The 26,955-nt window shown below is 52.5% G+C and carries 34 protein-coding genes and 1 tRNA gene; 22 read left to right on the forward strand and 13 right to left on the reverse strand.

Going from position 1 to position 26,955, the window contains the following annotated elements:
- The first annotated feature begins 87 nt into the window (after window positions 1-87).
- Together C8N30_RS13100 and C8N30_RS13105 are read left to right on the forward strand one after the other, a co-directional pair.
- Complete coding sequence (locus C8N30_RS13100; RefSeq protein WP_025062335.1) at window positions 88-417, forward strand: hypothetical protein; 330 nt, start codon at window positions 88-90, stop codon at window positions 415-417.
- 2 nt (window positions 418-419) lie between these two features.
- Entirely contained in the window at window positions 420-839 is a 420-nt protein-coding gene (locus C8N30_RS13105; protein WP_025062334.1) for a hypothetical protein, read from the forward strand.
- A gap of 53 nt (window positions 840-892) precedes the next feature.
- Here C8N30_RS13105 and C8N30_RS13110 read toward each other — a convergent pair whose 3' ends face one another.
- Together C8N30_RS13110 and C8N30_RS13115 are read right to left on the reverse strand one after the other, a co-directional pair.
- The gene (locus C8N30_RS13110) at window positions 893-1,132 is read right to left on the reverse strand and encodes a hypothetical protein (RefSeq protein WP_147419708.1); all 240 of its coding nucleotides are present in this window, start codon (window positions 1,130-1,132) and stop codon (window positions 893-895) included.
- Between the two features lie 5 nt (window positions 1,133-1,137).
- Window positions 1,138-2,097 carry a hypothetical protein gene (locus tag C8N30_RS13115; RefSeq protein ID WP_025062332.1) on the reverse strand — a complete coding sequence of 320 codons (960 nt, stop codon included), beginning with the start codon at window positions 2,095-2,097 and terminating at the stop codon, window positions 1,138-1,140.
- 213 nt (window positions 2,098-2,310) lie between these two features.
- Between C8N30_RS13115 and C8N30_RS13120 the strand changes: the two genes are divergently transcribed.
- The 6 genes from C8N30_RS13120 to C8N30_RS13145 all read left to right on the forward strand — a co-directional run bounded on the left by C8N30_RS13120 (window position 2,311) and on the right by C8N30_RS13145 (window position 5,991).
- Entirely contained in the window at window positions 2,311-2,775 is a 465-nt protein-coding gene (locus tag C8N30_RS13120; protein WP_198021477.1) for a glutaredoxin domain-containing protein, read from the forward strand.
- A gap of 121 nt (window positions 2,776-2,896) precedes the next feature.
- Window positions 2,897-3,415 (forward strand): hypothetical protein, encoded by a 519-nt coding sequence (locus C8N30_RS13125; protein ID WP_025062330.1) that lies wholly within the window; start codon window positions 2,897-2,899, stop codon window positions 3,413-3,415.
- Window positions 3,416-3,529: 114 nt separating this feature from the next.
- A complete protein-coding gene (locus C8N30_RS13130; RefSeq protein ID WP_025062329.1) occupies window positions 3,530-4,078 on the forward strand; it encodes a hypothetical protein in 549 nt (182 codons plus the stop codon).
- Between the two features lie 105 nt (window positions 4,079-4,183).
- The gene (locus C8N30_RS13135; RefSeq protein WP_025062328.1) at window positions 4,184-4,993 is read left to right on the forward strand and encodes a hypothetical protein; all 810 of its coding nucleotides are present in this window, start codon (window positions 4,184-4,186) and stop codon (window positions 4,991-4,993) included.
- Window positions 4,990-5,400, forward strand: a complete 411-nt coding sequence (locus C8N30_RS13140; RefSeq protein ID WP_025062327.1) for a hypothetical protein — start codon at window positions 4,990-4,992, stop codon at window positions 5,398-5,400. Before C8N30_RS13135 ends, C8N30_RS13140 begins: the two co-directional genes overlap by 4 nt.
- Before the next feature lie 129 nt (window positions 5,401-5,529).
- Entirely contained in the window at window positions 5,530-5,991 is a 462-nt protein-coding gene (locus C8N30_RS13145; RefSeq protein ID WP_025062326.1) for a hypothetical protein, read from the forward strand.
- Between the two features lie 7 nt (window positions 5,992-5,998).
- Here C8N30_RS13145 and C8N30_RS13150 read toward each other — a convergent pair whose 3' ends face one another.
- Window positions 5,999-6,181: a hypothetical protein gene (locus C8N30_RS13150; protein WP_025062325.1), complete on the reverse strand. Its 183-nt coding sequence runs from the start codon at window positions 6,179-6,181 to the stop codon at window positions 5,999-6,001.
- Between the two features lie 383 nt (window positions 6,182-6,564).
- On the opposite strand from C8N30_RS13150, the gene C8N30_RS13155 reads away from it, so the two are divergent.
- From C8N30_RS13155 to C8N30_RS13185, 7 genes are all read left to right on the forward strand, one after another.
- The gene (locus C8N30_RS13155; RefSeq protein WP_025062324.1) at window positions 6,565-7,809 is read left to right on the forward strand and encodes a tyrosine-type recombinase/integrase; all 1,245 of its coding nucleotides are present in this window, start codon (window positions 6,565-6,567) and stop codon (window positions 7,807-7,809) included.
- A gap of 28 nt (window positions 7,810-7,837) precedes the next feature.
- Window positions 7,838-8,176, forward strand: a complete 339-nt coding sequence (locus tag C8N30_RS13160; RefSeq protein ID WP_037967911.1) for a hypothetical protein — start codon at window positions 7,838-7,840, stop codon at window positions 8,174-8,176.
- Window positions 8,177-8,441: 265 nt separating this feature from the next.
- Window positions 8,442-8,708: a hypothetical protein gene (locus tag C8N30_RS13165; RefSeq protein WP_037967909.1), complete on the forward strand. Its 267-nt coding sequence runs from the start codon at window positions 8,442-8,444 to the stop codon at window positions 8,706-8,708.
- 862 nt (window positions 8,709-9,570) lie between these two features.
- Window positions 9,571-10,260: a recombinase family protein gene (locus C8N30_RS13170; RefSeq protein ID WP_025062321.1), complete on the forward strand. Its 690-nt coding sequence runs from the start codon at window positions 9,571-9,573 to the stop codon at window positions 10,258-10,260.
- 50 nt (window positions 10,261-10,310) lie between these two features.
- Window positions 10,311-11,594, forward strand: coding sequence for a hypothetical protein (locus C8N30_RS13175; protein ID WP_147419710.1), 1,284 nt, complete (start codon window positions 10,311-10,313; stop codon window positions 11,592-11,594).
- A gap of 263 nt (window positions 11,595-11,857) precedes the next feature.
- The gene (locus C8N30_RS13180) at window positions 11,858-12,922 is read left to right on the forward strand and encodes a DUF262 domain-containing protein (RefSeq protein WP_025062319.1); all 1,065 of its coding nucleotides are present in this window, start codon (window positions 11,858-11,860) and stop codon (window positions 12,920-12,922) included.
- Window positions 12,923-13,441, forward strand: coding sequence for a HEPN domain-containing protein (locus tag C8N30_RS13185; protein WP_025062318.1), 519 nt, complete (start codon window positions 12,923-12,925; stop codon window positions 13,439-13,441).
- A 256-nt stretch (window positions 13,442-13,697) separates the two neighbouring features.
- Here C8N30_RS13185 and C8N30_RS13190 read toward each other — a convergent pair.
- Both C8N30_RS13190 and C8N30_RS13195 read right to left on the reverse strand, forming a co-directional pair.
- Window positions 13,698-13,772 (reverse strand) — tRNA-Asn (locus C8N30_RS13190).
- A 79-nt stretch (window positions 13,773-13,851) separates the two neighbouring features.
- A complete protein-coding gene (locus tag C8N30_RS13195; RefSeq protein WP_025062317.1) occupies window positions 13,852-14,763 on the reverse strand; it encodes an MBL fold metallo-hydrolase in 912 nt (303 codons plus the stop codon).
- Between the two features lie 44 nt (window positions 14,764-14,807).
- Here C8N30_RS13195 and C8N30_RS13200 point away from each other — a divergent pair, with 44 nt between their 5' ends.
- The 7 genes from C8N30_RS13200 to C8N30_RS13225 all read left to right on the forward strand — a co-directional run bounded on the left by C8N30_RS13200 (window position 14,808) and on the right by C8N30_RS13225 (window position 21,816).
- Window positions 14,808-16,127: an ATP-binding protein gene (locus C8N30_RS13200; RefSeq protein WP_025062316.1), complete on the forward strand. Its 1,320-nt coding sequence runs from the start codon at window positions 14,808-14,810 to the stop codon at window positions 16,125-16,127.
- 308 nt (window positions 16,128-16,435) lie between these two features.
- On the forward strand, window positions 16,436-18,400 hold the full coding sequence (locus tag C8N30_RS19830) for a TonB-dependent receptor (protein ID WP_269667560.1): 1,965 nt from the start codon (window positions 16,436-16,438) through the stop codon (window positions 18,398-18,400).
- Window positions 18,331-18,933 (forward strand): TonB-dependent receptor domain-containing protein, encoded by a 603-nt coding sequence (locus C8N30_RS19835; RefSeq protein ID WP_269667573.1) that lies wholly within the window; start codon window positions 18,331-18,333, stop codon window positions 18,931-18,933. Before C8N30_RS19830 ends, C8N30_RS19835 begins: the two co-directional genes overlap by 70 nt.
- 59 nt (window positions 18,934-18,992) lie before the next feature.
- Complete coding sequence (locus C8N30_RS13210) at window positions 18,993-19,676, forward strand: Fe2+-dependent dioxygenase (protein WP_025062315.1); 684 nt, start codon at window positions 18,993-18,995, stop codon at window positions 19,674-19,676.
- Window positions 19,677-19,679: 3 nt separating this feature from the next.
- Complete coding sequence (gene exbB, locus C8N30_RS13215; protein WP_025062314.1) at window positions 19,680-20,507, forward strand: tonB-system energizer ExbB; 828 nt, start codon at window positions 19,680-19,682, stop codon at window positions 20,505-20,507.
- A gap of 5 nt (window positions 20,508-20,512) precedes the next feature.
- Window positions 20,513-20,974 carry a biopolymer transporter ExbD gene (locus tag C8N30_RS13220; RefSeq protein WP_025062313.1) on the forward strand — a complete coding sequence of 154 codons (462 nt, stop codon included), beginning with the start codon at window positions 20,513-20,515 and terminating at the stop codon, window positions 20,972-20,974.
- Window positions 20,971-21,816: a TonB family protein gene (locus tag C8N30_RS13225; protein ID WP_025062312.1), complete on the forward strand. Its 846-nt coding sequence runs from the start codon at window positions 20,971-20,973 to the stop codon at window positions 21,814-21,816. Before C8N30_RS13220 ends, C8N30_RS13225 begins: the two co-directional genes overlap by 4 nt.
- Here C8N30_RS13225 and C8N30_RS13230 read toward each other — a convergent pair.
- The 8 genes from C8N30_RS13230 to C8N30_RS13260 form a co-directional block, all read right to left on the reverse strand.
- The gene (locus tag C8N30_RS13230; protein WP_025062311.1) at window positions 21,801-22,889 is read right to left on the reverse strand and encodes an alpha-hydroxy acid oxidase; all 1,089 of its coding nucleotides are present in this window, start codon (window positions 22,887-22,889) and stop codon (window positions 21,801-21,803) included. The two genes, C8N30_RS13225 and C8N30_RS13230, sit on opposite strands and share 16 nt — an antisense overlap.
- Before the next feature lie 124 nt (window positions 22,890-23,013).
- Entirely contained in the window at window positions 23,014-23,493 is a 480-nt protein-coding gene (locus C8N30_RS13235; RefSeq protein ID WP_025062310.1) for a hypothetical protein, read from the reverse strand.
- Window positions 23,490-23,654 carry a hemin uptake protein HemP gene (gene hemP / locus C8N30_RS13240; RefSeq protein WP_084273581.1) on the reverse strand — a complete coding sequence of 55 codons (165 nt, stop codon included), beginning with the start codon at window positions 23,652-23,654 and terminating at the stop codon, window positions 23,490-23,492. The genes C8N30_RS13235 and hemP overlap by 4 nt, the downstream gene beginning before the upstream one ends.
- Window positions 23,651-23,818: a hypothetical protein gene (locus C8N30_RS19375; protein ID WP_156949567.1), complete on the reverse strand. Its 168-nt coding sequence runs from the start codon at window positions 23,816-23,818 to the stop codon at window positions 23,651-23,653. The genes hemP and C8N30_RS19375 overlap by 4 nt, the downstream gene beginning before the upstream one ends.
- A 160-nt stretch (window positions 23,819-23,978) precedes the next feature.
- Entirely contained in the window at window positions 23,979-24,374 is a 396-nt protein-coding gene (locus tag C8N30_RS13245; RefSeq protein ID WP_198021475.1) for a DUF4149 domain-containing protein, read from the reverse strand.
- Window positions 24,375-24,660: 286 nt separating this feature from the next.
- Window positions 24,661-25,470, reverse strand: coding sequence for a methyltransferase family protein (locus C8N30_RS13250; protein ID WP_025062308.1), 810 nt, complete (start codon window positions 25,468-25,470; stop codon window positions 24,661-24,663).
- A gap of 160 nt (window positions 25,471-25,630) precedes the next feature.
- On the reverse strand, window positions 25,631-26,185 hold the full coding sequence (locus C8N30_RS13255; protein ID WP_037967907.1) for a response regulator transcription factor: 555 nt from the start codon (window positions 26,183-26,185) through the stop codon (window positions 25,631-25,633).
- Window positions 26,186-26,354: 169 nt separating this feature from the next.
- Window positions 26,355-26,831, reverse strand: coding sequence for a pseudoazurin (locus C8N30_RS13260; protein ID WP_025062306.1), 477 nt, complete (start codon window positions 26,829-26,831; stop codon window positions 26,355-26,357).
- Window positions 26,832-26,955 lie beyond the last annotated feature (124 nt).

The following is a 26,955-nucleotide window of genomic DNA, read 5'->3' on the forward strand; positions in this document are numbered from 1 at the left end:
GATGGCCCCCAGGACATCAACCAGGGACCTACCGGGACATGACACCACAAGCCACCACAGCCACCAGCAGGGGGCACCTGACGCCCCATGCGCACCGGGGGGCGTGATGACATGTGGACCCCTAACGAGATTGAATTGAGATTCTGGGGAGCGGTCGCCGTTGGCATCGCCATCAAGACAGTCCTTACCGAAGAGACGCAGACACGCAAGAAGGCCCTCGCAGGCATCATCTGTGGAGCGGCCGCTGCGTTTTACGGCACCGATCTGGTGATGTCGTATTTCAGCATCGCCACCGAAACCCGCGAGCTGGTAGTGATCGGCCTTGTGATCACCGGAGAGCACATCACAAGAGGCATCGTCGAGAAGACCCCCGAGATCGTTGCTGCCCTCATCGACGCACTGAAAGGGCGTTTCTAATCATGAAAATCACATGGACAATTGCGATCATCCTTGGCTGGATACTGCTCATCGGACCCGGATCTATCGATGGCCGATTTAATCCCGTCGTCACCCCCGCCGAAATAACCGACATCCAGCTTGACCCCCAGGACAGCCGTTGGGTTATCATATCCGGATCGTCCACGAAACTCCGCGCGACCTGCTACCCAAGGCGTCTCGACTGGTATAAGGGCGAACGCGGCGGTGAGGACGTATCAATCGAGTGGGATTGGAGGGCCCCCGCGTGGCGCGAAGACGGCCTCTTCGAGTTCAGCGAATGGCGGGTCCGGGCCGTCCCAGCAGAAATCATGCGCGACAAGACGTTTGCCGATATCATTCATCAATGCCGCCTATTTGGCATCGATTATCCATGGCTCACCCGAAGCCGCTTCTGGAACTAAATGTTGCACACGTTTAACATTATCCGGCTTAATGTCATGCGTGTATTACGCGCTTAACATCTCGGCGCCATCATCGCCTTTACCATCACCTTCGCCGCATCAGGCGTCAGCCGCACGGTGAAATATCCGATTTCCGAGGGCAGGAATTCCACCCCGGGAATATCGTGCTCCCAGATCTCCTTTTCTCTGACAGCCTTTTTAGGAAGAGGGATGTGCCCATCTTTCTTTGCCTGGTGATCAGCGGCCTGAACCATGTCGAAAAGCTGGTCGCTGAGCGCGATATAGTCAGTCATTAGAGTCATTCTCCGTCCTCCTCGTGGATCCCGCTGATCAGGTCCCGCATCTCTATGCGTTCCATCCGCGCCTCCCGCTGACCGCGCGTCGTCCGTAGGTCGGCCTGAGGCTTCATGTCATAGGCGACGGACGCCATATGCGCCGCGTGATCAGACGCACCGACGTCCTGTAACGCCACACCCGTCATCCGGTGGGTCGCGCGCAGGTATCCCAAGCGCATGGCATCAAGTGATTTACCTGACGCCGAAACGTGCGGGCCCAGGTCGGCCATCTCGGCCTCGAGGGAGGCCATTATGTCATGCAGTGTGCTGCGGGTCCCGTCCGGTCTCTCTGTGAGCGCGATCCGTGCCTCCGCAGACAGACTCGTAGGAGACAGCAGCGCGATCTCCGTGTCGCTCAGATGGCCAGCCTTCCGAAGTGTATACTCCTTTTTCTCGCGGACCAGACGATCAGCTATTGCCTGCATGCGCTTTACTATGACGTCACGGCCGGCCTCGCGTGCCTCATCCATGATGCGGGACCGCACCTCCTGCGTCGGCGGCTCACCCTCCGGCCAGATGACCGCATCAGGTGCCCACCGCTGCTGACTCTTGTCGTCCTTGCCGCGTATCATAACGATGTGCATGATGCAGATCGGTGACCGAAGCCGAGTTATGACCGCCTCGTCGATGATGTCTCCACCGGTCTGGCGCGTGTCCACATGGCCCACGGTGTATGTGCCTGCAGCCAAGAACAGGTTCGCCTGTTGTCGGCCCTTGATTTCCTCAAGCTTGGCTCGGACTTTTTCTGAAAACGGCAGAGTGATCGCGCCACGCAACGCGTTGTTGATGGTGCGCGGGGTGACGTCCAGGGCGGCCGCTGCCGCCTTGATATACCCGTGACCATCGCCTCCAGCGATCTCCACAATGGCGGCCTCCATCCCCTCTAGAGTCATAGGCTTTTTCTTTTCAAGGCTCAGCGTCATATTCTCGTCTCCGCATTTCCGATATTCCTCATGGGTTTATAGTAAATATTTCCGGTATGCAAGCAGAAAGCTGTCCTTATTTCCGGTATATAGTTTATGAATTCCGAAATAGTTTGATTAAATCGGAAATTAATTTTGACAAATAGGAAATTCAATCCTTATTTCAGTTCATCAAGACGCGGCAAGGTGCAGCGCAAATACGGAGAAACGGGAATGGCATACGAAATTAACACCATGGAGCTCGAGGCCGCCCTCGGAGGTCCAGACAGTGGGAAGGTGGTCAGCGAAATCGTCGATGCTCTTATTGAGGATGGTCAGGCCGGATCCTCTGAAGAGGCACTCGGCTTGGTAAGTGAGCACATCAATCTGGCATCAAAAGCCAAGATTACGATCTACACCGGAGACGGATGCCAGCAGTGCATCGCGACGATCAGATCATTTGATGAGGCCGGCATCATCTACCGGAAGGTCAACATCATACAGGATATGGCAGCTTGGTATCGTCTGCGCAACGCGGGCATGCGTGCGCTCCCGGTGGTCCAGTTTGATGATGAGATCCTGTGGTCCGGTTTTCGCCCCGACATGATCGAAAAGCTTATGCACAGCGAGTCACGTCGTTTGGTCGCTTATCAAGCCCCCGCGTCCATCCCTAAAACAAGTATCGCCCACAATTTCTAGAAGGTTTCCTGATGTTTTAAGTGTGCCCCTCCAGTGGTGGGTGGGGCACACCAATAGCAGCAGGGAAAACGGCCGGATACACCGGTAAGCCCCATCAACATCTGCAAAGCGGAGAAACAAGATGAGCGACAGGAACTACAAATCAATCAGCACAACCTTGAGTATCGAGGCGGACGACTTCCTCATGCGGGAGGTTTCACGGACCGATGACTTTCGGGCAAATGCAATTCGGAATGCGATCCGTTTTTGGTTGCGCAAGAATTGCCCTTATGCGCCGCGCGCAGAAATAAAAGGCCGTATGCCGGCGGCGACCCCTATAAGCCTTCAGTTGTTTGTCGCGGTTACCGAGGCGGCCCGGGTAAGGCGCACCATGAAGACCAATATCGTTCGGATGGCGATCCACACCTGGATGGACGCAACGCCGGACGAGCGCATGGCCCTGCGCAACGAATTTACGCCGATAAGGAACGGTAAAGCGTCCAGGCTCGGCGAGACATACGTCATGGGATGCGCATATCCGAAAGCGGATGCGGATTTTGTCATGGCCGAAGCGAAGCGTCTTAACGTCGGCAACTCGGATGTCCTGCGCGAGGCCGTCGGCTCCTGGATCAGGGCGACCGCCAATAACAAGGCCGCCTGACGACCTGCCTCTACAGTGCCCTCCGGCGTCAAATCGGAGGCCATCGATAGCAGCAGGGATAAGCACTGGATGATCCATTAGCCCCCAAAAACAACTGCAAAACGGAGAAAATAAATGAAAATCGAGATTGAAGTGAAAAACAACAAAGAATTCAGGCGCATTATGTCGCTGCTGCCTGAATACGAAATCTGTGTTGAAGAATGCAAAGAGCTTGATGTATACCCTGTCCGCCTTGTGCCATGGGCCTTTGAGATCAAGTCCAACACCGCGCAGATGACGGCCTACAATAGCCCTATCTCCAAAGAGCACCTCAAGACGCTTTTCAACCCCACAACCGAGGCGGAGATCCGTGCGCAAGGAACTATCCTTCACGTCCTCCACATTGAGGGGTTCCTGCGTGATGGCGCTGATCGGTTCCGCGATTTCCTTGATGCTCAACGTAAAGTCAAACACCTTGTTTCTGGTGTAGATCTCTCAGATCACCTCCATACCGATGTCGAAGTCACGAATTCCGAAGAGCGGGACGACATGATCGATGTCCTTTCAGACCTCTACCAGCACATGGATCTCGCCAACAGCACGATCGACGGCATTGAGGCACTTTGGGCTGCGGGACAGCGTGATGCTGCACGTCTTCTCTACGAACGCGATTGCGGAGCTTGATATGTTCAAGGCCGCCGCAATCGGAGCGCGCCGCGACGCCTGATCACATCCTCTCAAGACCTCGCGCCGAAATGGCGCGGGGCACATCAAATCGGAGAAAACAAAATGAAAAACTCAACCTCACTCACTGACGTCCGCACCGGGGCCGAGATCATCGACATGCTGGAAATCCTGCGCCCCTCGTGCCCGGAGGAGGCCGGTGAGCACCATGACATCTACGACCTGGCCGCCCGTTTTGACGGTGCCTTCTACGAGCCCGCACGCTCCCGCCCCGAGGAGGATATGACCTTCGATTTTGTGAAGCTGGAGGGCGTTTTGATCCCTGCGATCGACGCTTTTGAAAAGGCCATCTTGAAGGCGGATCAGCTGGTCATGGCGGTATATGCCGCATCGATGCGCGGTCGCCCTGCAGATGAGGTCATGGACCGCCTGCACGAGTCACAGGACGGCATGCAGACCGTCGTGGCCCTGTCCACCATCCTCAAGGACGGAGGCACCGAACCGGGCCGCTTGCGGGGCATATGCGCAAAAGCCGATCAGATCAGTCTGCCGATTGACCGGTATCTGTCGCGGACAATCAACAAAATCGGCCTGTCGTGCGTCGTCGCGGCCCGCGAGGCGGTCATTGCGGAATATCATCGCATCGCGCGTGATGGTCGCGTGATCGACAAAGAAAAAGCATTGGTGGACGGTGCCATGTATGCGCTGAAACTGGACGAGTTCACCGTGTGCCGCGATTTCATTGAGCGGATGAACGAAGACGAGGAACTGATCAGCGAGATGACCGGATACGTCGAGCAGGTCCGGCACGATGTGCTGGTCATGATCCGCACTTCCAAATTTCGGATCCTGCTGGAGAATGCCTTTTATGGCCTCACGCGGCCCGTCCCGAAGCCAGAGGGGTGGTCATCATGATCCATGATCACATGTTCGCACCGGACGACTGCCAGAAGATCTTCAGCTGTGCAGACACGAAGCGCCTGGTCTCTCGTGCGCATACTGATGGCTCAAAGGTTGTCAACCTCTATCTTATCCGGCGGGCAAAACTGACCCTCGAAGGACCCACTCTGACACCGGATGATTATTTCGAGATCGTCGACCAGCTTCCGGATTGTGAATTTACCCAGTTCTTGCGGTGCGAACCTCACAGATCTTTTGTGAGGTGTGGAAACGACATTCGTCAGCCGATGTGCCAAGAAGACGTCCCCGTCTTCGTCCGGAAGTCTCTGCGTGCTCTGGAAAGCTTGGCACTTGCTATGACGCTTGGCGGCGATCTCGCGTGGATCAACGGCAATGCATTCGATCACTATTTCAAAAGATAAGGCGAACACGGATAAGCAGTGAGTGCCGCAATCTTCATGGATATGAAAAACCTCTGCAGTCGGAGCGGGACCCCGTTTTCCTCTCGTGATCCGGCAAACCAACCAAAAGATCAACAAAGGATCATGAAAATGAACTTCACGACAGAAGACTTTAAAATCAGCAACAAGGCCATGACTTTCGACATGGCTGATTACTTTGTTGCGCGAGAGCAAAGAGAAGAATTCAAATCCGACAGGAGTATTGCCGAACGCAAGCGGGAAGAACAGATTGCTGGACGGAAAGAGCATATTGGTCGCGCAATTGAATGCTTCAAGATCGGCGACCTCGACGGGTGCAAAGAGATGTGCATCCTATCTGGCGGCGATCAGGATGAATTCACCGGGTTGATGATCGATATTGCCGCATCTTTAAGTGCCAGTGGATCCGATGGGGCCCAAAAAGGACTTTCCGATACGCTGATGACGATGATGAAGTGTTATATGAAAGCAATAAGCAGTGCCGATAGTAGATGGGAAGATTTTAACATCGTTGATGAGGCATTCGGTTTCTTGGCATGCTCCTATCTCGAAAAAAATGAGCCAATAGGATAAAGGGTCGTCAGTCGAAAAAATTGCGATAAACGAAATGCGGGATCATCATCGCGATCGCCAAAGCAAAGTATGGCAGATATGACATGTCGCCGGCGGTTGCGAGCCCGAGGATCAGGGCCAGAAAACCGGCGGCGCAGGCGATGATAAAAAATATGTCGCCGATAAATTTTAGAGCCCACTCACCAAACATTTCAAGTCTCACTTTTCCATATAATATTTCCAATAATACCAAGCCGCATGACTCTGCGTCAAGCTTTCACACACAAGGAGAAGCCCGGATCACAGGTCCGGGCTTTTTGCGTTCTTGTTACCCGTGGCGTTACCCGAACAAAGAAAAAAGGGCCCCGCAAAATACGGAACCCTTCTAACTTTTTGATAACTCTTGAATATCTGGCTCCGACGGTAGGGATCGAACCTACGACCAATTGATTAACAGTCGAAAATCCAGACTTACTAATTTATACTATGCCATACGATATGGCCTAAGTATCTAATTTATTTCAGGATTTTCAGGAAGCGGCCTACAGATTACAACTAAGCCATACCGATATTAACCGGAGGCTAGTGTCCTATATGCGCCCTAAAAGACTGAAACCGAAATTTGCTAAGCACTCTATGTCGCAAGCAACAAAGGAGCCAACTTTTACCGAAGCTGGTCTGAGATTGGCGGAACCACGCACGTCAGACTATACTGTAAATGACCCTAAGGTCGCGGGCCTATACTTGAAGATAACACCAAAGGGCCGCAAAGTATTTGTCTACCGATATCGCTCCACATTTGGCAGACAACGCAAGGTAAACATTGGTAAGTTTTCAGAGCTTAATGTCGCTGAGGTGAGGCGAAAAGCATTGGCGCTCGCTGCTGAAGTAAGCGCAGGGGGCGATCCGGCAAGTGATAGGCTTGATAAACGCCACGCCATCACAGTTGCAGCATTTGCAGAAAAATATCTTAAGGAGCAAGCTAAGCCCAGGTTGGCAGCATCGACCTATAAAGAGTATAGACGCGTTCTACAGACACGCGTCTTACCTCGTATTGGCAAACTTGCCATGGTTGAGGTGAAGCGGTCGGACATTGAGGGTGTACATTTCTCGATGTCAGATACACCGATAAGGGCAAATAGGATGCTTAGCGTTGTGAAAGCCATGATGTTTAAGGCAGAAGATTGGGACGTCATACCAAGGGGCAGCAACCCAGCTTCTCGCATTAAAATGAATAAAGAGCGCCCGAAACAGCACTATTTTACGGATGCTGAACAAACCCGCATATTCCGAGCAATCGACGTACTCAGGGCCGACATGTTGAAGAGTGGTCCTGCCTTTGATGCTATCACTTTGCTGTTCTTTACAGGATGTCGAACAAGTGAAGTGTTAAAGCTAAAATGGGAAGACATCGACTTGGATGCTGCGGTTGCAACACTTCATAACACGAAAACAGGTGAAGCTCGACTGCCGCTTGCGGGGCCTGCGCTTAAGTTGCTGCAATCGATTGTAAGCAAGAAACAAGATAGCTGGGTCTTTGAGGGAGCGACAGCGGGTGAACGGCTCAAATCTTTGGTACGCCCTTGGAGGAGAATTTGCGAACATGCCGATTTGCCAGAGGCTTGCCTTAAGGACATACGACACACAGTAGGAACGTATGTGGCAAAAGAAGGGGGTCTCTTTTCCGCGCAAGTCGTTCTCAGACACACTAGTCCCAAGACTACTATGCGATATGCGCATCCCTTCGAGGCTTCAGTGCGCGGAGACCTTGAAAATGCCATGAAACATATCGAAAATAACAAAACAAAAAAGACGACACGCAAACGCAAGCGCAAATGAACCTAACATAGGCGAGAGGCCTGATCTGATGGATGAAAAACCAAAAAAACCAGTAAGGAGACTAAGAAAGAAATTCAAAGTCGATACCGCAATGGCTAGTCGGTTGAAGATCAGCCGGTTGGAAAGAGAGAACGCTGAGTTGAGGGAACAGCTCAGCGGCGGTTGGATTTCTCCAACAAAGGAGTTTTGTGACACCAAATATGCGGCAAGAATGATAAACAAACGAGAGCAAACCCTCCGCAATCTTCGGTCAACTGGCAATGGACCAAAATCTTTTAACAAGAGTGGTTCAGTATATTATCTTGTTAGTGATCTTCGTGCCTTCATTGTGGAAGGCAAAACTGACTGGCGTACTGATGACAGCTAGTGCGACTTGGTGCCATTCTTTCGGAGAATAATGAAACCGACCCCCCGGTATCTCCCCAAGTCTGGATATGCTGAACAGTAAATGGGTGCGGACATAACAAACCAACATAACGGATTTGCATACCAAACATTAATTTGGTGGGTTTTCAAATGGCTTGGAACCAGTACTCAAAAATTGTATGGAACAGAAAAATGTCAGGCCGCAGACAATTTTTTTCCATAATTTTTTGGCAGTGTAAGACAACAAAATGATTGAGGAAAGTTTGATGGCATTTATCACGAATTCAGCAGAAAATAGCAAAAAGCCAATAGTATATGTTTTCACAGGAACAGCAGGACTACTATCGGCTGTGGGGTTTGTTTTTGGTATTGCAGCGATGGGTTTCGCGATCATCGGAGAATTGATGAACACAACCAGCGGCGTTACTGAAACAACATTATATCTGTTCGTCTCAGGGGCCGGGTTATTCACTAGCTCAACAATTTTGGGGCTTTTGTACGAAATATCAATTTCGCTCAAAAAGCTGCGGTGAAGTCATTGTAAGAATGTCGAGAAAAGTTCGCCGACATCATTGAATATGCAATGATATTACAGATTGATCATACATGAAACGGCGCATTTTATTGCACGTGCTTCAACAACCCATATGAACGCTGAACATAACAAACTATTTGCCAAACCACTGAAACGGCGGGAAAAACAGACTATACCCCTTGCCACCCCTAGAGCAACACTACAGCCCTACAATCGATTGTATCAGAAAACCCAGCAATCGCGGGAAAAACAGGCCAATATCCTACATATAAATGCTATGGTCTCCGGGCAACCCTATCAAAGTTGTTCGAAACCTATCAGTTCCATCATGGATAGTGTTTCTGTAGGTAAACTCTCTCTAAGTCTAAATTCTGCCTAATTTGCATTGTACCGTCGTTTCAACGCGGAGGTAGTAATAAATGTCGGACATCTTAAAGGGCATGACGCTTGGCGTCGCACTCATATTGGCTGGTTTTGCCATATATGGAAACTGGGATCATATAGGCTCTGATCCGAAATCAGTCACATACGCAAAACCATCTCAGGACATGTACGTATTATTTTTTGTAAATACTGGTATCAATGGTCAACCCGCACTCTCTATGCGATTGGGTGAGCCGAAAACCAGCAAAGAATGTTACGATAGCGCAGGGTTTTCAAATGAAAGATTGGCTAACTATGGAGAGACATACGTCTGTAGATATGCTTATACTGAGTGAGCGCAGATAACAGATGTCTTACAATCGATTGTAAGGAAAATTGCCTGCGCTTCTCTGCTAAAATTTCCATCCTACATCTTCCAAAAGAAGTGGCTGATTACCACCTGTACACTAGCGAACCAACGTACGTAGGAGCACAGAATGGATCAGCCAACAGCATTTATTTCATATATTCGGGTTTCAACTGAACGACAGGGCAAAAGCGGTCTAGGGCTTGAAGCGCAGAAAACTGTTGTTGATGCCTTTGTCACTCAAAGCGGCGGAAAACTTATAGAAGAGTATGTGGAAGTAGAGAGTGGTAAACGAAATTCACGTTCGCAACTGAAGGCTGCAATCGATGCCTGCAAACGGCAAAAAGCTACCCTCATAATTGCCAAGCTCGACCGTCTTGCAAGAAACGTACATTTCATCTCTGGACTGATCGAAACAGGTGTACCTTTTCGCGCTGCGGACATGCCGAACGCTGATAAATTCATGTTGCACGTTTATGCCGCTATGGCAGAGGAGGAGGGGCGGCGGATCAGTGAACGTACCAAACACGCTCTCCAAGCTGCAAAAAGGCGCGGTGTCAGATTAGGCGTATCCTGCAAACAGCTTGCCGCCAAAAAGGTGGATGAAGCAAACGATCACAGTAGAGCCATTGGCCCAATTATTGAGGCGCTAAAGGCGGAAGGCATGTCGGTTCGAAAAATTGTCGATAGGCTAAATTCTGACAATATCACAAGCTATTCAGGTGGGAAGTGGCATCCAACGACAGTTCAAAGGTCTTGGCAACGCTATGCAGAATTGAACCTTTCTACCACCGGGAAATTTACTAACCCCCCATGTTAAACCCAATAGTCAGAAGATCAGACTTTGTGCGGCAACTAACGCCAGACACAGTGATTGATGCAAACGATGCCTTCATTGATCGGATTGATTTAGATATTGGCGACTGGCTGCTATCTGGGGAACTGGCCGATATTTGCGGCGCTCTCTCTCACTTACGTTTGGCCGAGGTACCAACCGCTGATGGCGGTTCCGTTTCATTGTTCAACAGCCATATCATCGAGAGATTTTACGAAATTCGAGGGTTAAGGTTTTCTACCAACCCAAGAACCGATAGCCTCAATCAATCCAGCGCACTAATCTCTGGAACCGTAGAACGACCGAACTGGCGTTATCGACCGACTACCCGCCAACCGGGCGAGACAGAACGTATAACTTTCAAAACTCAGCTTAACCTCACAAGATTTTTGCAAGCCCAGCGCCTACATCATAGAAGTCGATTAGACCGGCCAAGGCTGGCATCTAATTATGTCATGGCGATTTCGCCGGAAACTAGTTGGTATGCTGATGAAGCGCCGCTGTTGCCTGCAACGAACGTTATTATCGGTCCCAATAAGAAGTATGCTTTTGCACTCAAGGACAGTCGGAGTGTCCAGATGCAGCGTTACCTAAATATTGCGCAGGACATGCTTAACAATGCCATGCAGGGAGCATTTGACGGGGAAGGGGCTTCAGCCCATCTAGCACCGTATTTCTCGCTAAGGGCAATTGAGTTTTATTGGGAATTCGACGCTGAGAGCCCGATTGATTTTGTCGCCTCCTTACGGGAAAGGGTTATGCAGCATGGACAGGTCGTTTCACAGGACTTCTACACTTTCTCCAATGCATCGCTAAGAACGACACACCAAAGCCCGTGCCTGACGATCCAGCTAACTACGAAGATAAAAGTGAAGATATACGCGAAAACTACGAGGCGGGTTAGGTTCGAGGTCACCATAAAAGATGACGCTATCAATGCTGTGGCAGGCCAGCGATCTCAAGATAGCGTTGACGGGATCGTTTCATTGATACCAGCTCTTGCCCAAGAAGCGGCAGATCGCCTCACACCGCTCATACAATCGATTACAGCAGCGCCACCGCCTGCGGGCCGGGCTACGTCCCTCCAACTTATGCATCTGATCATACAGAACGCTCAAGATCGCTATGTGGCTGAAGCTATCATTGCAGGCCTTGTCAGCATTGGCCGTGTGGCTCCTTATGGGAACGATCCAATGAAAAACGCAATTAAAGGTTTGAAGGAGCGTGGCGTCCTCAGAAGTGTTAGGCCGAGAAGCAGCATATGTGTTATCACGGACGAATATAATGACGCTTTAGTTAGTTTGCGCAGGCATCGCTAGCTAACTAGTTAGCTACATTGAAAAAATTCATATTTGGTCGCTGCAAGTCGACACCCACTTGCAACGAAAATCTACAGGCCTGTAAACTATGCGCACATTCCGCGCATTTCAACTGCCCTGACAGACCGCACAGTCAAACCACCCACCAGATGCTACGATTTCACTGATCAGAATCGAAAATGTCTGACTTGCTAGTTGCAAGCGCTTCAACTTGCCGTCAAACATTCAATACAGGAGTTAGAACTAAATGCGAAGGCTGGAACGTGACAGATAAAGATGAAGATCTACTTGAAACAGTCGAAGAGGATGATGATGAACCCTATGTGGAGTTTGACATTTCCGTTTCACCTTCGGACCCTTCGCTTGAGTTGCTATCCTCCCAGATAGAGCGTGGTGACATAGTAATTCCGTTCTACCAGCGCAAATTTGTTTGGAAGATTGAGCAGTCCTCGAGATTGGTTGAATCCTTCCTTATGGGCTTGCCTGTTCCGCAAGTGTTTCTCTATGAAAATGACGACGGTATCCTTGAGGTTATTGACGGCCAACAACGTCTAATGTCGGTAAAGTACTTTATAGAAGGCTATTTCGGTGAAGCAGACGACAAAGGAAAGCGTCAAGTTTTCAGACTTAAAGGCCTTTCTGAAAGATCTGATTTTAACGGTAAGACGTTTGACGAATTACCGCAGCGGTATCAAAGGAAGATTCGCAATTCTACTCTCAGAGCAATAAACATAAGGCAGTTAACCCCCAAGGGCAGTGGAGACAGCGTTTTTCATATTTTTGAGCGACTTAATACCGGTGGAACGCAATTGAAGCCGCAAGAAATTAGGAATGCTGTATATAGGGGTAATATAGTTGCCAAACTTTGGGAGCTAAATGAAACTCCCGAATGGCAGAAAATTCTTGGACTTAAGAAGCCTGACAAAAACCAAAAAGATGTTGAGCTGGTTCTGAGGCTTCTATCCCTCTTCCAATGCTGGCAGACCTACGAAAAACCGATGCTTTCTCATTTGAACAAATCCATGAGAGAAAGCCGCAGCTTCTCATCCGATCAGAATAACGCCTTCTATGACAAATTTCTTGCAGCCGTGAAGTTAGTAGACGGAAATCTTGAGAAACCTTTCCGCCCTCGTGGCCTGATAAACTCTGCTGTGCTGGAAGCGGTTATGATCACCATTATGGAAGATGCTTCTATTGATGGTGCGCGATTAGTGGCAGGGTATGACACATTGTTAAAAGATGCTGAGTTTCTCGAAAGGATTACTGGAGGCACAACTGATACGCTTGTGTTACATCGCAGAATTGAAATTGCGAAGCAGATAATTTAGATGCCGCCCGAAGACCTGCGGGAACATTTTTCGCGCGTTGATAAATTGGTTCAGGAGATGAATCAGTTTGTTCCTGCTGACGCGCGTGGTGTGAATGAGTTTCGTGCTGATTTAGCGGGCATGCTTGTTGTTACAATTGCAGCAATGTACGAAACCTGTGTGAAAACGACGATGATTTTGTATGCGGGGAGGTTTGGAAGAGAGTTCGAGGGCTTTACTGAGCGAAATTACAATAAACTTAGTAGTAAAATTTCGCATCGTGACTTGCGCCGATACGCATCTACTTTTGACCCGAATGTATGTGAAAGGTTTGACGCCATATTGGATCGTCGCAGAAAAACTGCCGTCAGGTTGAGTGGCAAAAACCCAATTAGGCAACTAGATCAAATGTTAGATTGGCGACATGATTTCGCACATGCAGGCTTAAGGCAAACTACGATCAGTGAAGCGATGAGCACACACAGACTTGCCAGTATCGTTATCCTTTCCTTCCATAAGTCATTTTCGGATATTGGCTAGCATCTTAAATCTAACTTTATTTGTGAGTAAGCGCCGCTTTCACGGCCTGCGCCAAAATGGGCAATGCTTCGGGTGGGAATTTCCCCTAATTGCATTCAAGTGAAAGTACGGATTAGATCAAACAGAGTCTGAAGCTACTAATCCATACCTTTAGTGGCGGTCTAAATCAAATTATCCGTTGCGCCCTATGTGCGCCCCATAAACCGCTCGATAAATAAAAGGGCTCAGCAATCACTTGCTAAGCCCTTGAATACTATGGCTCCGACGGTAGGGATCGAACCTACGACCAATTGATTAACAGTCAACTGCTCTACCGCTGAGCTACGTCGGAACGGTCCGCATCGTATAGCGGCGGTATTTTGGCGCGTCCAGAGGCTTTTCGGCGGTTTTTGGTAAAAAGTTCATGATCCTCACTTAAGGACGAACTTTGATGTCTCGTTCAGATCGCCATCGTGCGTGACAATACCGCGAACATTAAGATCAATCAGTTGTGCGAGAACGTTTCGCGTGGCAGCGCCCAGCAGTGCGGCGGGGGTATCTGTATAGAGGAGAGCGGCGATGGTGGCGGCGTCTGTAGGGCCGTTTTCAAGTGCTTGAACGATTCCCGTCTCGCGGCTGCGGCGATGGGCAACGAGCCAGTCGAGGCGTGCAGCAGGATCGTCAATCTGCGCACCATGGCCAGGATAGAACACCCGCCATTGGCGTGCAGCAAGGCGGGCGCAGGATCGCATGAAATCGGTGAGGTCGCCATCGGGTGGGGAAACCAAAGACGAAGCCCAGCCCATAACGTGATCGGCGGTGAAGCAGGTATCTCCCCACGCCAGACTGATATGGTTGCCAATATGACCGGGAGTATGGATCACTTCCAACTGCCAGTTATCACCCGAGATCGTCTCGCCATCGGACACAATCTTATCGGGCGAAAAGCCCAAATCCACGCCCTCACCTCCGCCAACACTGCCCGCAGCAGCAAGGTGCTGCATCACAGCAGACCGGCCGGCCTGCGCGCCGCCAAAGGCAAGAACCGGGGCGTCCGTCCGCAGGGACAGATCGCGGGCCAGCGGGGAATGGTCAAGATGGGTATGCGTCACGATGATGTGGCTGATGTGTTGGTCAGGCGCGACAGCCGCCAAAATAGCATCGAGGTGCGCCGCATCTTTCGGGCCGGGGTCAATGACTGCCAAGGCAGTGTGACCCAGCACATAAGTGTTTGTCCCACGATAGGTCATTGGCGAGGGGTTGGGCGCCACGATCCGGCGCAGGCCGTTCTCAAGCACCTGCGCTACCCCGATCGGCGGGTTGAAGTCATCGGGTGGAAGCATTGTTTTGCCTTTCGCTAGGAGCAGGGACATAATAGGTTTATCCTATGTCATTCGAATTGCTCAAACACTATATGCCGCGTGGCATTTACGGTCGCGCAGCGCTGATCCTGCTGCTTCCGGTCGTGTTCCTGCAACTTGTGGTTACCGTTATCTTTGCGCAGCGGCATTTTGAAGGGGTAACACTTCAGATGACGGACACGGTTTTACGTGAACTGGCATTGGTGCAGGAGGTAGCGGATCTGGCACCGTCCCTGGGGCAAGCGGCAGGCGATGTCCAAAGCCAGCTCGGCGCGCTCCAGATATCACTGTCAGGTGCGCAGGGAAAAGCGCCGCAAAATGCGCGCGTCTGGTACGATTATTCCGGCAGTGTTCTGATACGGCGTCTATCTGAGAAGATGCCCGGATTTGTCGCCGTTGACCTGAACAACAGCGGTATGGTCAACGTCTATTCCCAAAGCCGTCACGGGCTGGTGCAGATGGTGTTCGACCGGCGCCGGATTTCAGCAGCAAACCCGCACCAGATGTTCGTCTATACTTTTGCGTTCGGTATTGTCATGAGCCTGATCGCCAGCATTTATTTGCGCAATCAACTGCGCCCGATCAAGCGTCTTGCCCGCGCAGCAGAGGCCTTCGGACGGGGGCGCCATATACCTTACACACCTTCGGGTGCGATCGAACTGCGGGCTGCGGGCAACGCCTTTATCGATATGCGCAGCCGGATCGAGCGTCATATCGAACAGCGCACGCTCATGTTGTCAGGGGTCAGCCACGACCTGCGCACACCACTAACGCGCCTTCGCCTCGGCCTTGCAATGCTGGATGAGGACGACGCCGCGCCCCTGTTGCGCGATGTCGCCGATATGCAAGGCATGCTCGATGAATTCCTCAGCTTTGCCAAGGGCGCAGCAGAAGGAGAGCCGGAGCCCGTAGACCCGATTGCGATGGTTGCGGAGATTGTAAAAAGTGCGCAACGTGCAGGCCGCGATGTCACCCAACTGCCGCGCGAGGGAGGCGGGGAGGGCACAATATTGCTACGGGAAGTAGCCATGCGCCGCGCAGTCGATAACCTGATTTCCAACGGCGTACGCTATGGCGCGCGCGCAGAGGTATCGCTGCTTTTGACGGACAAGACGCTTCGTATTCGCGTCGAGGACGACGGCCCTGGCATACCGGAGCATCAGCGTGAGCAGGCGACAAGGCCGTTCACGCGGCTGGATCCGTCACGAAATCAGGACAAGGGCGGTGGTGTCGGCCTTGGCCTCGCTATTGCAGTAGACGTGGCACGAAGCCATGGTGGCGTGCTGCGCCTTGGTGTTTCGGAGCGTTTGGGCGGTTTGCGTGCTGACATTGTGATTGCCCGCTAAGTATTATCCAATTTTCCGGTCTTCGGTATGTTCGAGATTGGTCGTAGGCAATCCTCCGGATTTTGGGACCTAAGGAGGGTTGAACCGGCCCTTTTGAGGAAGATTTGATCGGTCTTCATGGCTCTATCCTAAGCGCTAAAATCCGGACTTGCCTATGTTCTGTGAACAAACCCCAAGAAAGTTGGAGAAGAATCTACCGCTAATCTATTTACTTACTAAAATAGTCAGGTTAATGATCCGCATATAGAGCAAGCGAACCTCTCCTTGAGTAGCCAGCGTAACAGTTGAAAACTTAAAGCGAGGAAAATGTGCGTAAAACTCCGGAAAATAGCCTTTGCTCGGGCAAATTTCATAGAAACTCAGCACTGGTCGTTGGCGGCTTCGGGGCCTCATTGGCCATGGCCTGTATGACGACCGGTGCCTATGCACAGGACGCAGACCTTATTATTCTGCCAACTGTCGAGGTGGAAACCACCGAAGAAGTCCGCTCCGCTCCGAAAGCCGCCAAAGCACCTGCAAAAGCCAGACGTGCACCACAGCGCGTAGCGACCCCGCGCGCGGTGGAACCCGATATTTGCTCACCAGCGTTGGCAGGTACGCCAGTATGTGCAGACGAAGAGGCCGCAGAACGTGAAGCTCAAGAACTGGCTGAAGCGACCGCCCTCGCAGAGGCAAAAGCGGCGGCAGGCGGCAGCAGCTATACGGATCAGAACTCACCCTTCAAAGCCAACAGCCTTGCAAACAGCAAGATGCCCGGCGCGCTGAAAGATACACCTCGCACCGTTACGGCCATCACTCAGGAGGTTCTTGAGACAACCGGCACAACCAGCGTGCGCGAGATTGCCCGGTCGACACCGGGGATATCGCTTGGCTTTGGGGAGGGCGGTAATTCCTTCGGGGACAATATCTATATCCGCGGTTTCAAAGCCAATAACGACGTTTATACGGATGGCATAAGAAGCCCAGGCACGGGTATCGCCGAGACATTCAACACCGAGCAGGTCGAAGTGACAAAAGGTCCGGCGGGTACTGTTGGCGGGCGCGGTACCACAGGCGGTGCGATTGATATTATCTCGAAAGGGACACGGGACGTCGATTTCACCCGCATCGTGACCACAGTCACTGACGCTTCGACCGTTCGCCAGACCATCGACAGCAACAAGGTGATTAATGACCGTGTTCAACTGCGCTTTAACGGATTGGTGCAGGATGGGGCGGTTGCTGGGCGTGACGTTGTAACGGACGACCGGAAAGGCGCGGCTCTTGCACTCCGCTTCGAGGCGACCGATGCCCTGACGCTAGAGGGAAACCTGAGCTACACCAAGATCGAGCAAACACCCGATTGGGGTGTCCCGTTTGTCAATAATGAAGCGCTTGGCCTCGTTGGTCCGGTGACCGAATTCGGCATTGATCGCGATACGTTTTACGGTGTTCCGGGTCGGGATTTCCAAGTCGCCGAAGAGACCGTTGCGACAGCGAAAGCACGCTATGCTTTTGACAATGGTATGGTGCTGACAAACGCCCTGAGATTGTCGAATGCGACCAACGACTATGTTCTGACAGCGCCGAGCAGTCTCATCGATAACGGCTCCGCAAATCCTGCTGACTGGCAGGTCGGACTAAGCTTCAAAAGCTGGAATCAGGAAACAGATGTGATCGCCAATGTGCTGGAGTTGACCGGCGACGCCCGTTTTGCAGGTGCACAGCACAAGTTTGTATTCGGTCTTGCCACGTCGCGTGAAGACATTGCGGTTATGAACTATGTCAATCTGGCCAGCGAAGACTATTTGCCGCCCGAAGGGCAGCGCGGATGCACTGTCGACGTCATCAATCCCGACCCGATTGCAGAAGGGTGCTGGAGCGGCGAGCAGCCGCAGTCGGGGACCGACCGTACGTCGACCACAGTCAAGTCCACATCGCTCTACGCGCTAGACACTGTCACTTTGTCAGACCGTCTCAATGTAAATGGCGGTCTTCGGGTGGACATATATGACATCGAGCGGTCAGGCGGCAGTGGCGATGATGCCTATACCCTGTCGCGTGACGATGTGATGCTCAACTGGAATATCGGCACCACTTATGCGCTAAACGAGCGTCTAAGTATATATGCGGCGGCAGCAACCTCGACCAATCCGGCAGGGCAGGGCAGGAATTGGAAGCGGGGGGCGGCTTTTACGGTGGCCTCGACGATAATGGATCGGGACTGGCCCCCGAAGAAAACACATCCTTCGAACTCGGTGCCAAATTCAGCTTTTCGCCCAATCTGTTGCTGACCGCAGCGCTCTACCAGACCACCAAGGACAACGCTCGCGAGGATATAGGGCCGCGGGGTGCAACGGTGACCTATGATACGCTGAAATACCGTGTTCAGGGGCTTGAATTGGGCGTTGCTGGTAAAGTGACCGACAGGCTCAGCCTGTTTGGCGGTGCTAATTTCATGAAGAGCAAGATTCTTGAGAGTCAGGACAGTGACATTCGCGGTCTATCGCTTGCGAACACCGCGCATGAACAAATCAATATTCTCGCTACCTACCAGGTGACAGACAAGTTGATGCTGGGCGGGCGCGTCAACTACCAAGGCGCGATAGATCTGGGCAGCACCGCTGCGAATGGCCGTTCCCTGCCTTCCGCACTGACTTATGATGTGTTGGGAGAGTACGAGATTGCCAAGAATACGACGATCAAGGCGGGTGTGACGAACCTGTCAGACGAGACCGTTTATGATGCGGGTTACCGGTCTGGCACTCCCTTTACCTATGTCGCGCCGGGCCGTGAAGTTTCTGTCTCACTCGAGATGAAGTTCTGATTTCCAAATTATTACCGCGGGCGGCTCTGAGGTCGCCCGCAGATTGCCGAAGGTTTTTTATGCTTATCACTATCCCCTCGATCCTGAGTAAAGACGACGTAAAACAGGTGCGTGCACATCTGGATGCCGCTGATTGGGAAGACGGATCAAAGACAGCTGGCCCACAGTCTGCCAAGGTCAAACACAATAAGCAGTTGCCACCAGTGTCGGACACGGCACAAACGCTGGGCCAGTTTATTTTGCAAAAACTGACCGATGACCCGCTCTTTCTGTCGGCAGCGTTGCCTGCGCGTATTCTGCCGCCGATGTTCAACAAATACGAGCAGGCAGAAACCTTTGGCGCGCATATCGACAATGCAATTCGCGTTAATCCGCTGACACAGGAACGCCTGCGCACCGATCTTTCGATGACCCTGTTCCTGAGCGAGCCCGAAGAGTATGACGGCGGGGAGCTTGTGATCCAAGACCACTACGGCACTCACAGCATAAAGCTGGGCGCTGGGGATTTGGTCCTTTATCCTTCCACCAGCTTGCATGAAGTGACGCCCGTCACGCGTGGCGCACGGATATCTTCCTTCTTCTGGCTGCAAAGCATGATCAGGACCGATGCGCACCGCACGATCCTGTTCGATCTGGATCAATCCATTCAATCGCTGAGCACCACGATCGGCTCAAATGCTGTGGAAACCGTCCGCCTCACCGGTATTTACCACAATCTGATACGCACATGGGCAGAGACCTGAGATATGAAAATTTCCCCGATCTTAATTGTTGCAATTGCAGGTATCCTTGCCGCAGGTCCGGCTGCTGCGCTTGATCTTGACACGTTTTGGAGCACGCTGGATGAGGCGGGCCATAACGAGATGTCTCCGCTGGGCATGTTCATGGCTGCGGACTGGGTTGTGAAGGGCGTAATGCTCTCGCTTTTGTTTGCCTCTGCGTTGGTCTGGGTCATCTTTGCCGCCAGAATAACGATTTTGCGATGGGAGCGCAGCGTGCTGCGCCGCGGCTACCGCGATCTGGACAAGATTGGAACGCTCACTTCGACGGAAGGGAAATTTTCCGAGAAAAAAGGCGTTGTAGGCCAAATGATCCGCGCCGCTCAGCGCGAGCGGAGCTGTTCGGGTGATGGGGTGGCGATGAAGGCTGGTATCAAGGAGCGGGCAGGCTCCGAGATTGCGCGCATCGAGGCCGGCGCCGCAAGACGCATGAGCCTCGGGGCAGGGGTCTTGGCCAATGTAGGTTCAACCGCACCTTTCGTTGGCTTGTTCGGCACGGTTTGGGGCATCATGAACAGCTTCATTTCCATCTCCGAGAGCAACACCACTAATCTTGCCATCGTGGCACCCGGCATTGCAGAGGCCCTGCTTGCAACGGCCATCGGGCTTGTCGCCGCTATTCCTGCAGTCATTTTTTATAACATTCTCGCGCGTGGTATGGGGGGGTATAAGGTGATGCTGGCAGATGCTGGCGCTCTCGTGGAACGCACACTGTCGCGGGACCTGGATCTGGCGACCAAGGATGCGGGCAACATGCCCCGATTTGCCGCCGTTCCAGCGCAAGCAGCGGAGTAAGCAGCATGGCATCGCGAATGCGTGCAGACGATGATGGCGATCTTGGCGAAAATAGCGAGATCAACGTCACGCCTTTCATCGACGTTATGTTAGTTCTTTTGATCATCTTTATGATTGCGGCACCCCTTTCGACGGTCGATATTCCGGTGGAGTTGCCGGTGGCTGTCGCTGATGCGCCTGAACGCACGGCGGATCCGGTGTTTATCACAATAACCGAAGATCTGGCGCTCTCCGTGGGGGAGAACAAGACCACCCATGAGCGCCTTTACATCGACGTTGGTATCGCAACGCTGCAAAGGCGTGATACGCGCATCTACATCCGCTCAGATAAATCAGTACCTTATGGCGAGTTTATTCGGGTAATGAATATCTTGCGGGCCGATGGATTTTTGAAAGTCGGCCTCGTGGGTCTGGACGAGAATGTCGCACAAGCCCCTGAAGGCGTGCAGCCTGAGATCCTACCATGAGCCTGACCTATGCCACAGGTAACTCGATGCCGCTGTTCTGGCTTTCGGCTGTTATCTTCAGCGCAGTACTGCACGTCGGCTTGCCCGCGCAGATCCTGAGCACGACACCTACGCCGAAAACAGAAGACGCACAGCCTGACGGTATTACAGGTGCCATGATGTTTGATCTCTCCGATCTCATCGCAGCCTCGGCCGCGCTGGAGGAAGACAGCATCGCCCAACAGGAAAGCCAGCAGGCGCCTACGGTTACGGAAAGCCCCGAGATGGTCGAGGCATCAAAAGCTGCGGAGCAACCTATCCTGAGCCAAATTCCCTACGATGTCGAAGATGAAAGCCTGAAATTCGCAGTCGCGGCACCCGATCCGGAGGCCGATACCGAAAAGCAAGCGCAAGAGATCGCAACCGAGCGCGACCCGGATCAGATCGACGTCGAAAGTCAGGTCGGGGCAGAGGACCGCAAAGCCTCCGAGCAATCAACCGCAGGCGTTCAGGCACTGGTGGAAGCCGAAACAACAAAAGCGGCGAGTGAGGGATTAACCGCAGAGCAGACAGAGGAAATTCGGGATTGGCAAAAGAGTATTGTCTTGCTGATCAGTGGTGCCAAAACCTATCCCGCAAAGGCGCGCAGTAACCGTATCGAGGGGCTTGTGCAAATCCGTTTCACGCTTGACCGGTACGGCGCGTTAATCGCGACGGAGGTGGCGCGATCCTCAGGTTCTACTCTTCTTGATGAGGCGGCAGTAACAACAGTAGAGCAATTGGCAAAGATGCCAGCGCCTCCTAATTATCTGACAGGTGATGAGTTCACGTTAATGATCCCGCTGCGCTATAGCTTCAGGTGAACCATATCCGCGTGAATATCATTGATGCTGGCACAACCGGACAGGAGCATAGCAATCTCGAGCTCGTCGCGCAGCAGCCGCAAAACATGGCTGACGCCAAGTTCACCCGCAACACAAAGACCGCAAACAACCGGGCGTCCGATCAAAACGGCTTTTGCTCCTAGAGCGAGCGCGATGAAAATATCAACGCCGCGACGGATGCCGCCATCCATCAAGACAGGATACTCCGATCCCACCCTTTTGATAACCTCCAGCAGCATTTCCAACGTGGCAGGAGCACGGTCTAGCACACGCCCGCCATGGTTTGACACAATAACACCGGCAGCCCCGACTGATGCGGCCCGCGCGGCGTCATCCGGATGAAGTATACCTTTAAGCAAAACAGGTGCCGCTACAGACTGCATCAGCCAATCAACGTCACGCCAATTGGGTAAAACGTGCGCGATATGGTCAAACACGAACGATTGCCCCTCAATGAGCGGGGTGAAACGGGTGGCGGGAAAGGCGGAGAGATTTACTGCCCTCACATCGGGCGGCAATTGGAAGCCTGCCTCGATCTCACGGTCTCTGACACCCTGCACGGGCGCGTCGATTGTCAGAACAAGGACTGTATACCCCGCCGCCAATGCAATCTCCGCCAGTTCGAGTGTGCGCTCTCTGCTGCCCATCCAGTAAAGCTGAAACCAGTCACAGCTGGCTGCGGCTGACCGTATCTGAGCGAGGTCTACACTACTTTGCGCGCTTACCACCGTTTTGATGGACTGCGCTTGCGCGCCCCGTGCCGTCGCGGTTTCACCTAAAGGGTCCAGAAGCCGGTGATAGGCAAAGGGCGCGACCATAAACGGTGTCGCGTGGCTTTGCCCTAAAAGGGATATCTGTGTTGAGCCGCCACCCGTTTCGCGCAGCGGACGCGGAATTATTCGCGCACACGAAAAAGCGGTCTCGTTTGCCAGCAAAGTCGCTTCGTCCCCCGCACCTGCAAGGAAGTATGCACGGTTTTGCAGGCTCATCATATCCCGCGCGCGGGTGTAATATTCGGGTAAGATGTGTGGAAGTTGATCAGGTTCAAACATGTCTAGAATTCAATCTATTGGCTGGCGTCGCACCCAAAATTAATCGCGAGGCACGCAAGCGGTTTGCGCTTCAACCACCAAGCCTGAGGCCGCGGCAGTTACCTGAACTGACCTTTGGTATCCCTTAATGGAATGTTGTGGGCTGGCTGAAAGCAGCGGCATACTCGCGAGGCGCGGACAGGCGCATACGTTTAAGGGCAAGGCCGAAATCAAAGGCGCAAGACGCGAGGAGGGGGGCCACGTCTGGTCGCACCAACAAGGTCGCAATCAACATAGCATCTTCGCGCGCGCCTTCGGACGCGGTGGCAATAAAATTTGCAAAACAGGATTCGTCCGCTCCAAGACATTTGCACCGGACTGAGTGGCGCATCAGCGGTCTACGGCCATGGTCAGCGCACAAGTTGCAAATCTGCTCGAAAGACTTCACAGCTTTTGCGCCCTGATTATAACCAAGGGCGGTGATGAAATCGTCGCGCACCTGCGCTTGGGCGGCACGACCGTCCGACCATAAGCGCAGGTAGATCACGCTCGCGGCCTCAATACCGTCAAGCTCTGATATAAATCCCACCGGTGCGCCGCCCCTCTTTTTCACAGGCCCGCTCATTTTGTGAGGATCAGCTTGTTGGCCCGCGTGATGCGAAGGGTATAGACCTGATCGTCCAGCACGATCTGTGCAAGATCGCCGCCTTTTGTCAGGTTACCCGCTGCATAGGTGGGCATACCGGGCACCTGAAGTTTGGTTTGCGGGGGGGTGTGAAAGCTCATGGGTGCACATCTGCGGTTGAACAGGCGTAATCCATCATCCACTCTAACGGCGCGCCGTCAAAAATCTCGAATGTGTTGGCAAATTCAGTGGGGTTGGTCAAAGCCCCGAATGCCAACTTGCGATTGGCTTCAGCGCTGCAGGGCGCGTGACGTGGATGCGACATTTGGAAGTCCTTACATTTAAAACATGTCGGGCTTCCCCTGTTTCGATTCGAGGTGGCTGGACGTGAGTAATTACTGACAAATTTAGTCTGATTAGTCAACCTGACTAAAACACTCAGGATTTAAGCGGCCTTTGAGGTGTCACGAAGATCAATCAAAGTACTACACGTTGGAAAGCCGCAGCAGCACATAGGCGGCAGCGCCAATGTGGGCCAGCGTCACAAGAACAGAGATCGTGTGCAGGAGTTTGAAGCGGCTCTTTGCGCCCTGATCGGTGGCCGTGTTGATTGCAGGCATCAGGACCTGCCGGGCGAAAAGCGTTGTAGCTGCGATCGCTAGCAGGATGCCTCCCGAAATTTGATCGGTTGAAAAGGCCGTTGCGGCGGCCACCGCCGCAGTACCGAGGACAAAAAGGTAGAAATGTGGAAACGCCCGACGGATCAGCGGGCCTGCAGTTTCTGCTGGAAGAGCGGTAAACAAAAATGCCGCAAAGCCGAAGGCATAAAGGACTGAGCCGCCAAACATAAGCGCAGTAACAAGCAGGGAAACTTCAAACATCATAGTCCTTTCGGGAGAAAGCAGAAAATTCGTAAAGGCCTCATTTGTGAGGCGGGGGTGACGCGGTGGGGATTGCCGGATTAAGGGCCAAGTCCCTTTGGGTGTCTGGCATGACCAGTCGCTTCGTCTACTATGTGTCTGGGTGTAGTGATCGGTTTCTGTCCACCCAGACGCAACATTGAGGATGGGGAATTTTTGCTCTTATGACCTCATTACCCTTAATCCACTGGCGTGTAATTGGACAGGCATCACCACTGTCCTTTTTTCAGACTTCCTGAGGACACATTTATCGCCTTCCCGTTAAATTCGGTACGATGTAGGGAACACTACGTTGATACGCGCTAAAGCGCTCTCCATACCTTTTTTTGAACCTCCGCTCCTTAAGCTTTGGAGCCACGAGGCAGTAGGCTGTAAGTGTGACTGCAAGGAAAAGTTGGTCCGGCGTCCAGACCGGAACAGTCCAAAGCGTGAGCGCGAAAGCAACATAGATCGGTTGTCTGATGACCCGAAACAACCCTGTGGTCGGCATCCCGGGAAACTGCGGTTTTATGTTTTGCAAAAGTGACATCCAGCCCAAAGCGCCCGATTGCACCTCGGCTCCTGCATCAAAACTGGCTTTGATCAATAACAACCATGACGTCACATAGGCACCGACGATTGCATATAAGACAGCGCCCTCCGCCTGCCACCAGATGATGCCACTCGGAGTCCAGAATGCGAAAAGTACTAAGAGTTGAGCCGATGCAATGATCGCATAGGTCGTGGTCGATAAAGTGGCACCATATTGGGCAGGAACGAGGCGCGACAGCCAGCGAGAACCGCGAGCGGTCAAAAGCAGAGAATGGAAAGCAGGAAACTGTAAGACCAGCGCGGCATTTACGAGCGCTGCTAACGGCCATGAAACTGTCCCCAAGCTCTTGCTCATGCCAAAGAACATCGCAGCAATCATTGACAACACTGCCACAGCAAACAACGCATGCACCACAGCGCCAAATGCCAGTGCAACCACTATTCGAACACCACCTTTAGGCGGATGAAGCGCTCCCTTGACCAGTCTAATCAGGCGCGGGATGTGGTTGTTATCCGGGTCCGTCATGGTGACGTCCTTTTATGTTGCGATCTCTTATTGGTGTGAATGGCCGCTTGCTCTCAACCGACAGACAATCCTGAATGTGGCTTTGCATACGCAAACGGCTTAATTCCTATCTGCGTATGAATTTGAAGAAAAATGGAAATCGCCTGCCAAGAGTGTATTTTCAGGGTAGGGATTCTGCTACGACGCCATTGCGCCTCAGGATGCGCTGCAACGTACGTCTGTGCATGTTCAACAAGCGCGCTGCTTGCGAGACATTACCGCCTGCGCCCTGAAACACATGCTCGATATGCTCTATCCGGGCATCCTCCGGCGACATTGGCCGGTCCGGTGCCGGTGGGCTTTGGTCTCTTGGTGCCAGCAATACATCAATGATCTCATCCGTGGTCGCCGGTTTTGCAATGTAGTCCACCGCGCCGATACGTGCGGCTGCGACGGCTGTAGGGATGTCTCCGTATCCCGTCAGGATAATCGCACGTGCATCACCGTTACGCTTTTCCAGCGCCTTTATCACGTCAAGTCCACTACCGTCCAAAAGCCTAAGATCGACCACGGCAAAGTCTGGTGCATTTTGGTTTATGCTTTCCAAGCCCTCGGCGACACTCGCGGCTTTACGCATTGTAAAACCGCGCTTCTCCATGGCGGCTGCCAAACGGTCGCGCAGTGCGTCATCATCCTCGACGATGAGCATTGATCTGTTTTCAATGAATTCCAACATCTCGATCTCCTTTGTAATTTATACGAAAGCGGAGGTTGCCCGGATTGCGATTGCGTCAATCCGCCGCTCCGCCGATGAGCTTTGTTAGGAAGTTTTGGAGAAAGCGGGGGCAGGGCGCTATTGCAGCGGTGGGCGTTGTGTCCACGCCCACCGCCGTAACCTGAACAAATCAGCTGTCCTTCGCGGAGGCGTCTTCGGCTGCGGGCGCGCTTGCACGCGCTTCTTCGATTAGCGCCTCAATCTTTTCCATTCCCTTTCCAGGAATGCGCGCTTCGAGGATCTGGTCGGCGTTGCTGGTGTCATCTCCCACCACTACCAATGCAACCATGCCCATCACCTGATGGGGCAAACAGATTACAGCAGTCAGCCCGGTTTCCGTCACCGTGTACTCAACCTCTTGGTTCATCCGCCCGCGAAACTCCTCCTGACCGGCGGGCAACGCGTCCTTTACGGATTGGGCATTGTGGGACTTATCCGTCGGGATGAACCGGATCACGTCTCCGACCTCGGCCCGAATAAGTTCTTGGCTGAATACCATCCGGTCACCAGCCTCGTTCTGGTTCAACATCTCAACTTCGATGGTTTCTGCGAAGGATGAAACGGCCGATCCAATCAATAGGGTCGTGGCTAACAATGTCTTTTTCATTTTCTTGCTCCAGTGATGTTGTTTCTGATACTCTACGTAAGAACCTTGCTCCGAGTATCCACCCGCTTTTCTACAATGGCGACAGTCTGGCGCACCCGCCGGTTTGCGATAGTGCGGCGGCGTT

The organism is Sulfitobacter guttiformis, from assembly GCF_003610455.1.
In the GTDB taxonomy this organism is placed as follows: domain Bacteria; phylum Pseudomonadota; class Alphaproteobacteria; order Rhodobacterales; family Rhodobacteraceae; genus Sulfitobacter; species Sulfitobacter guttiformis.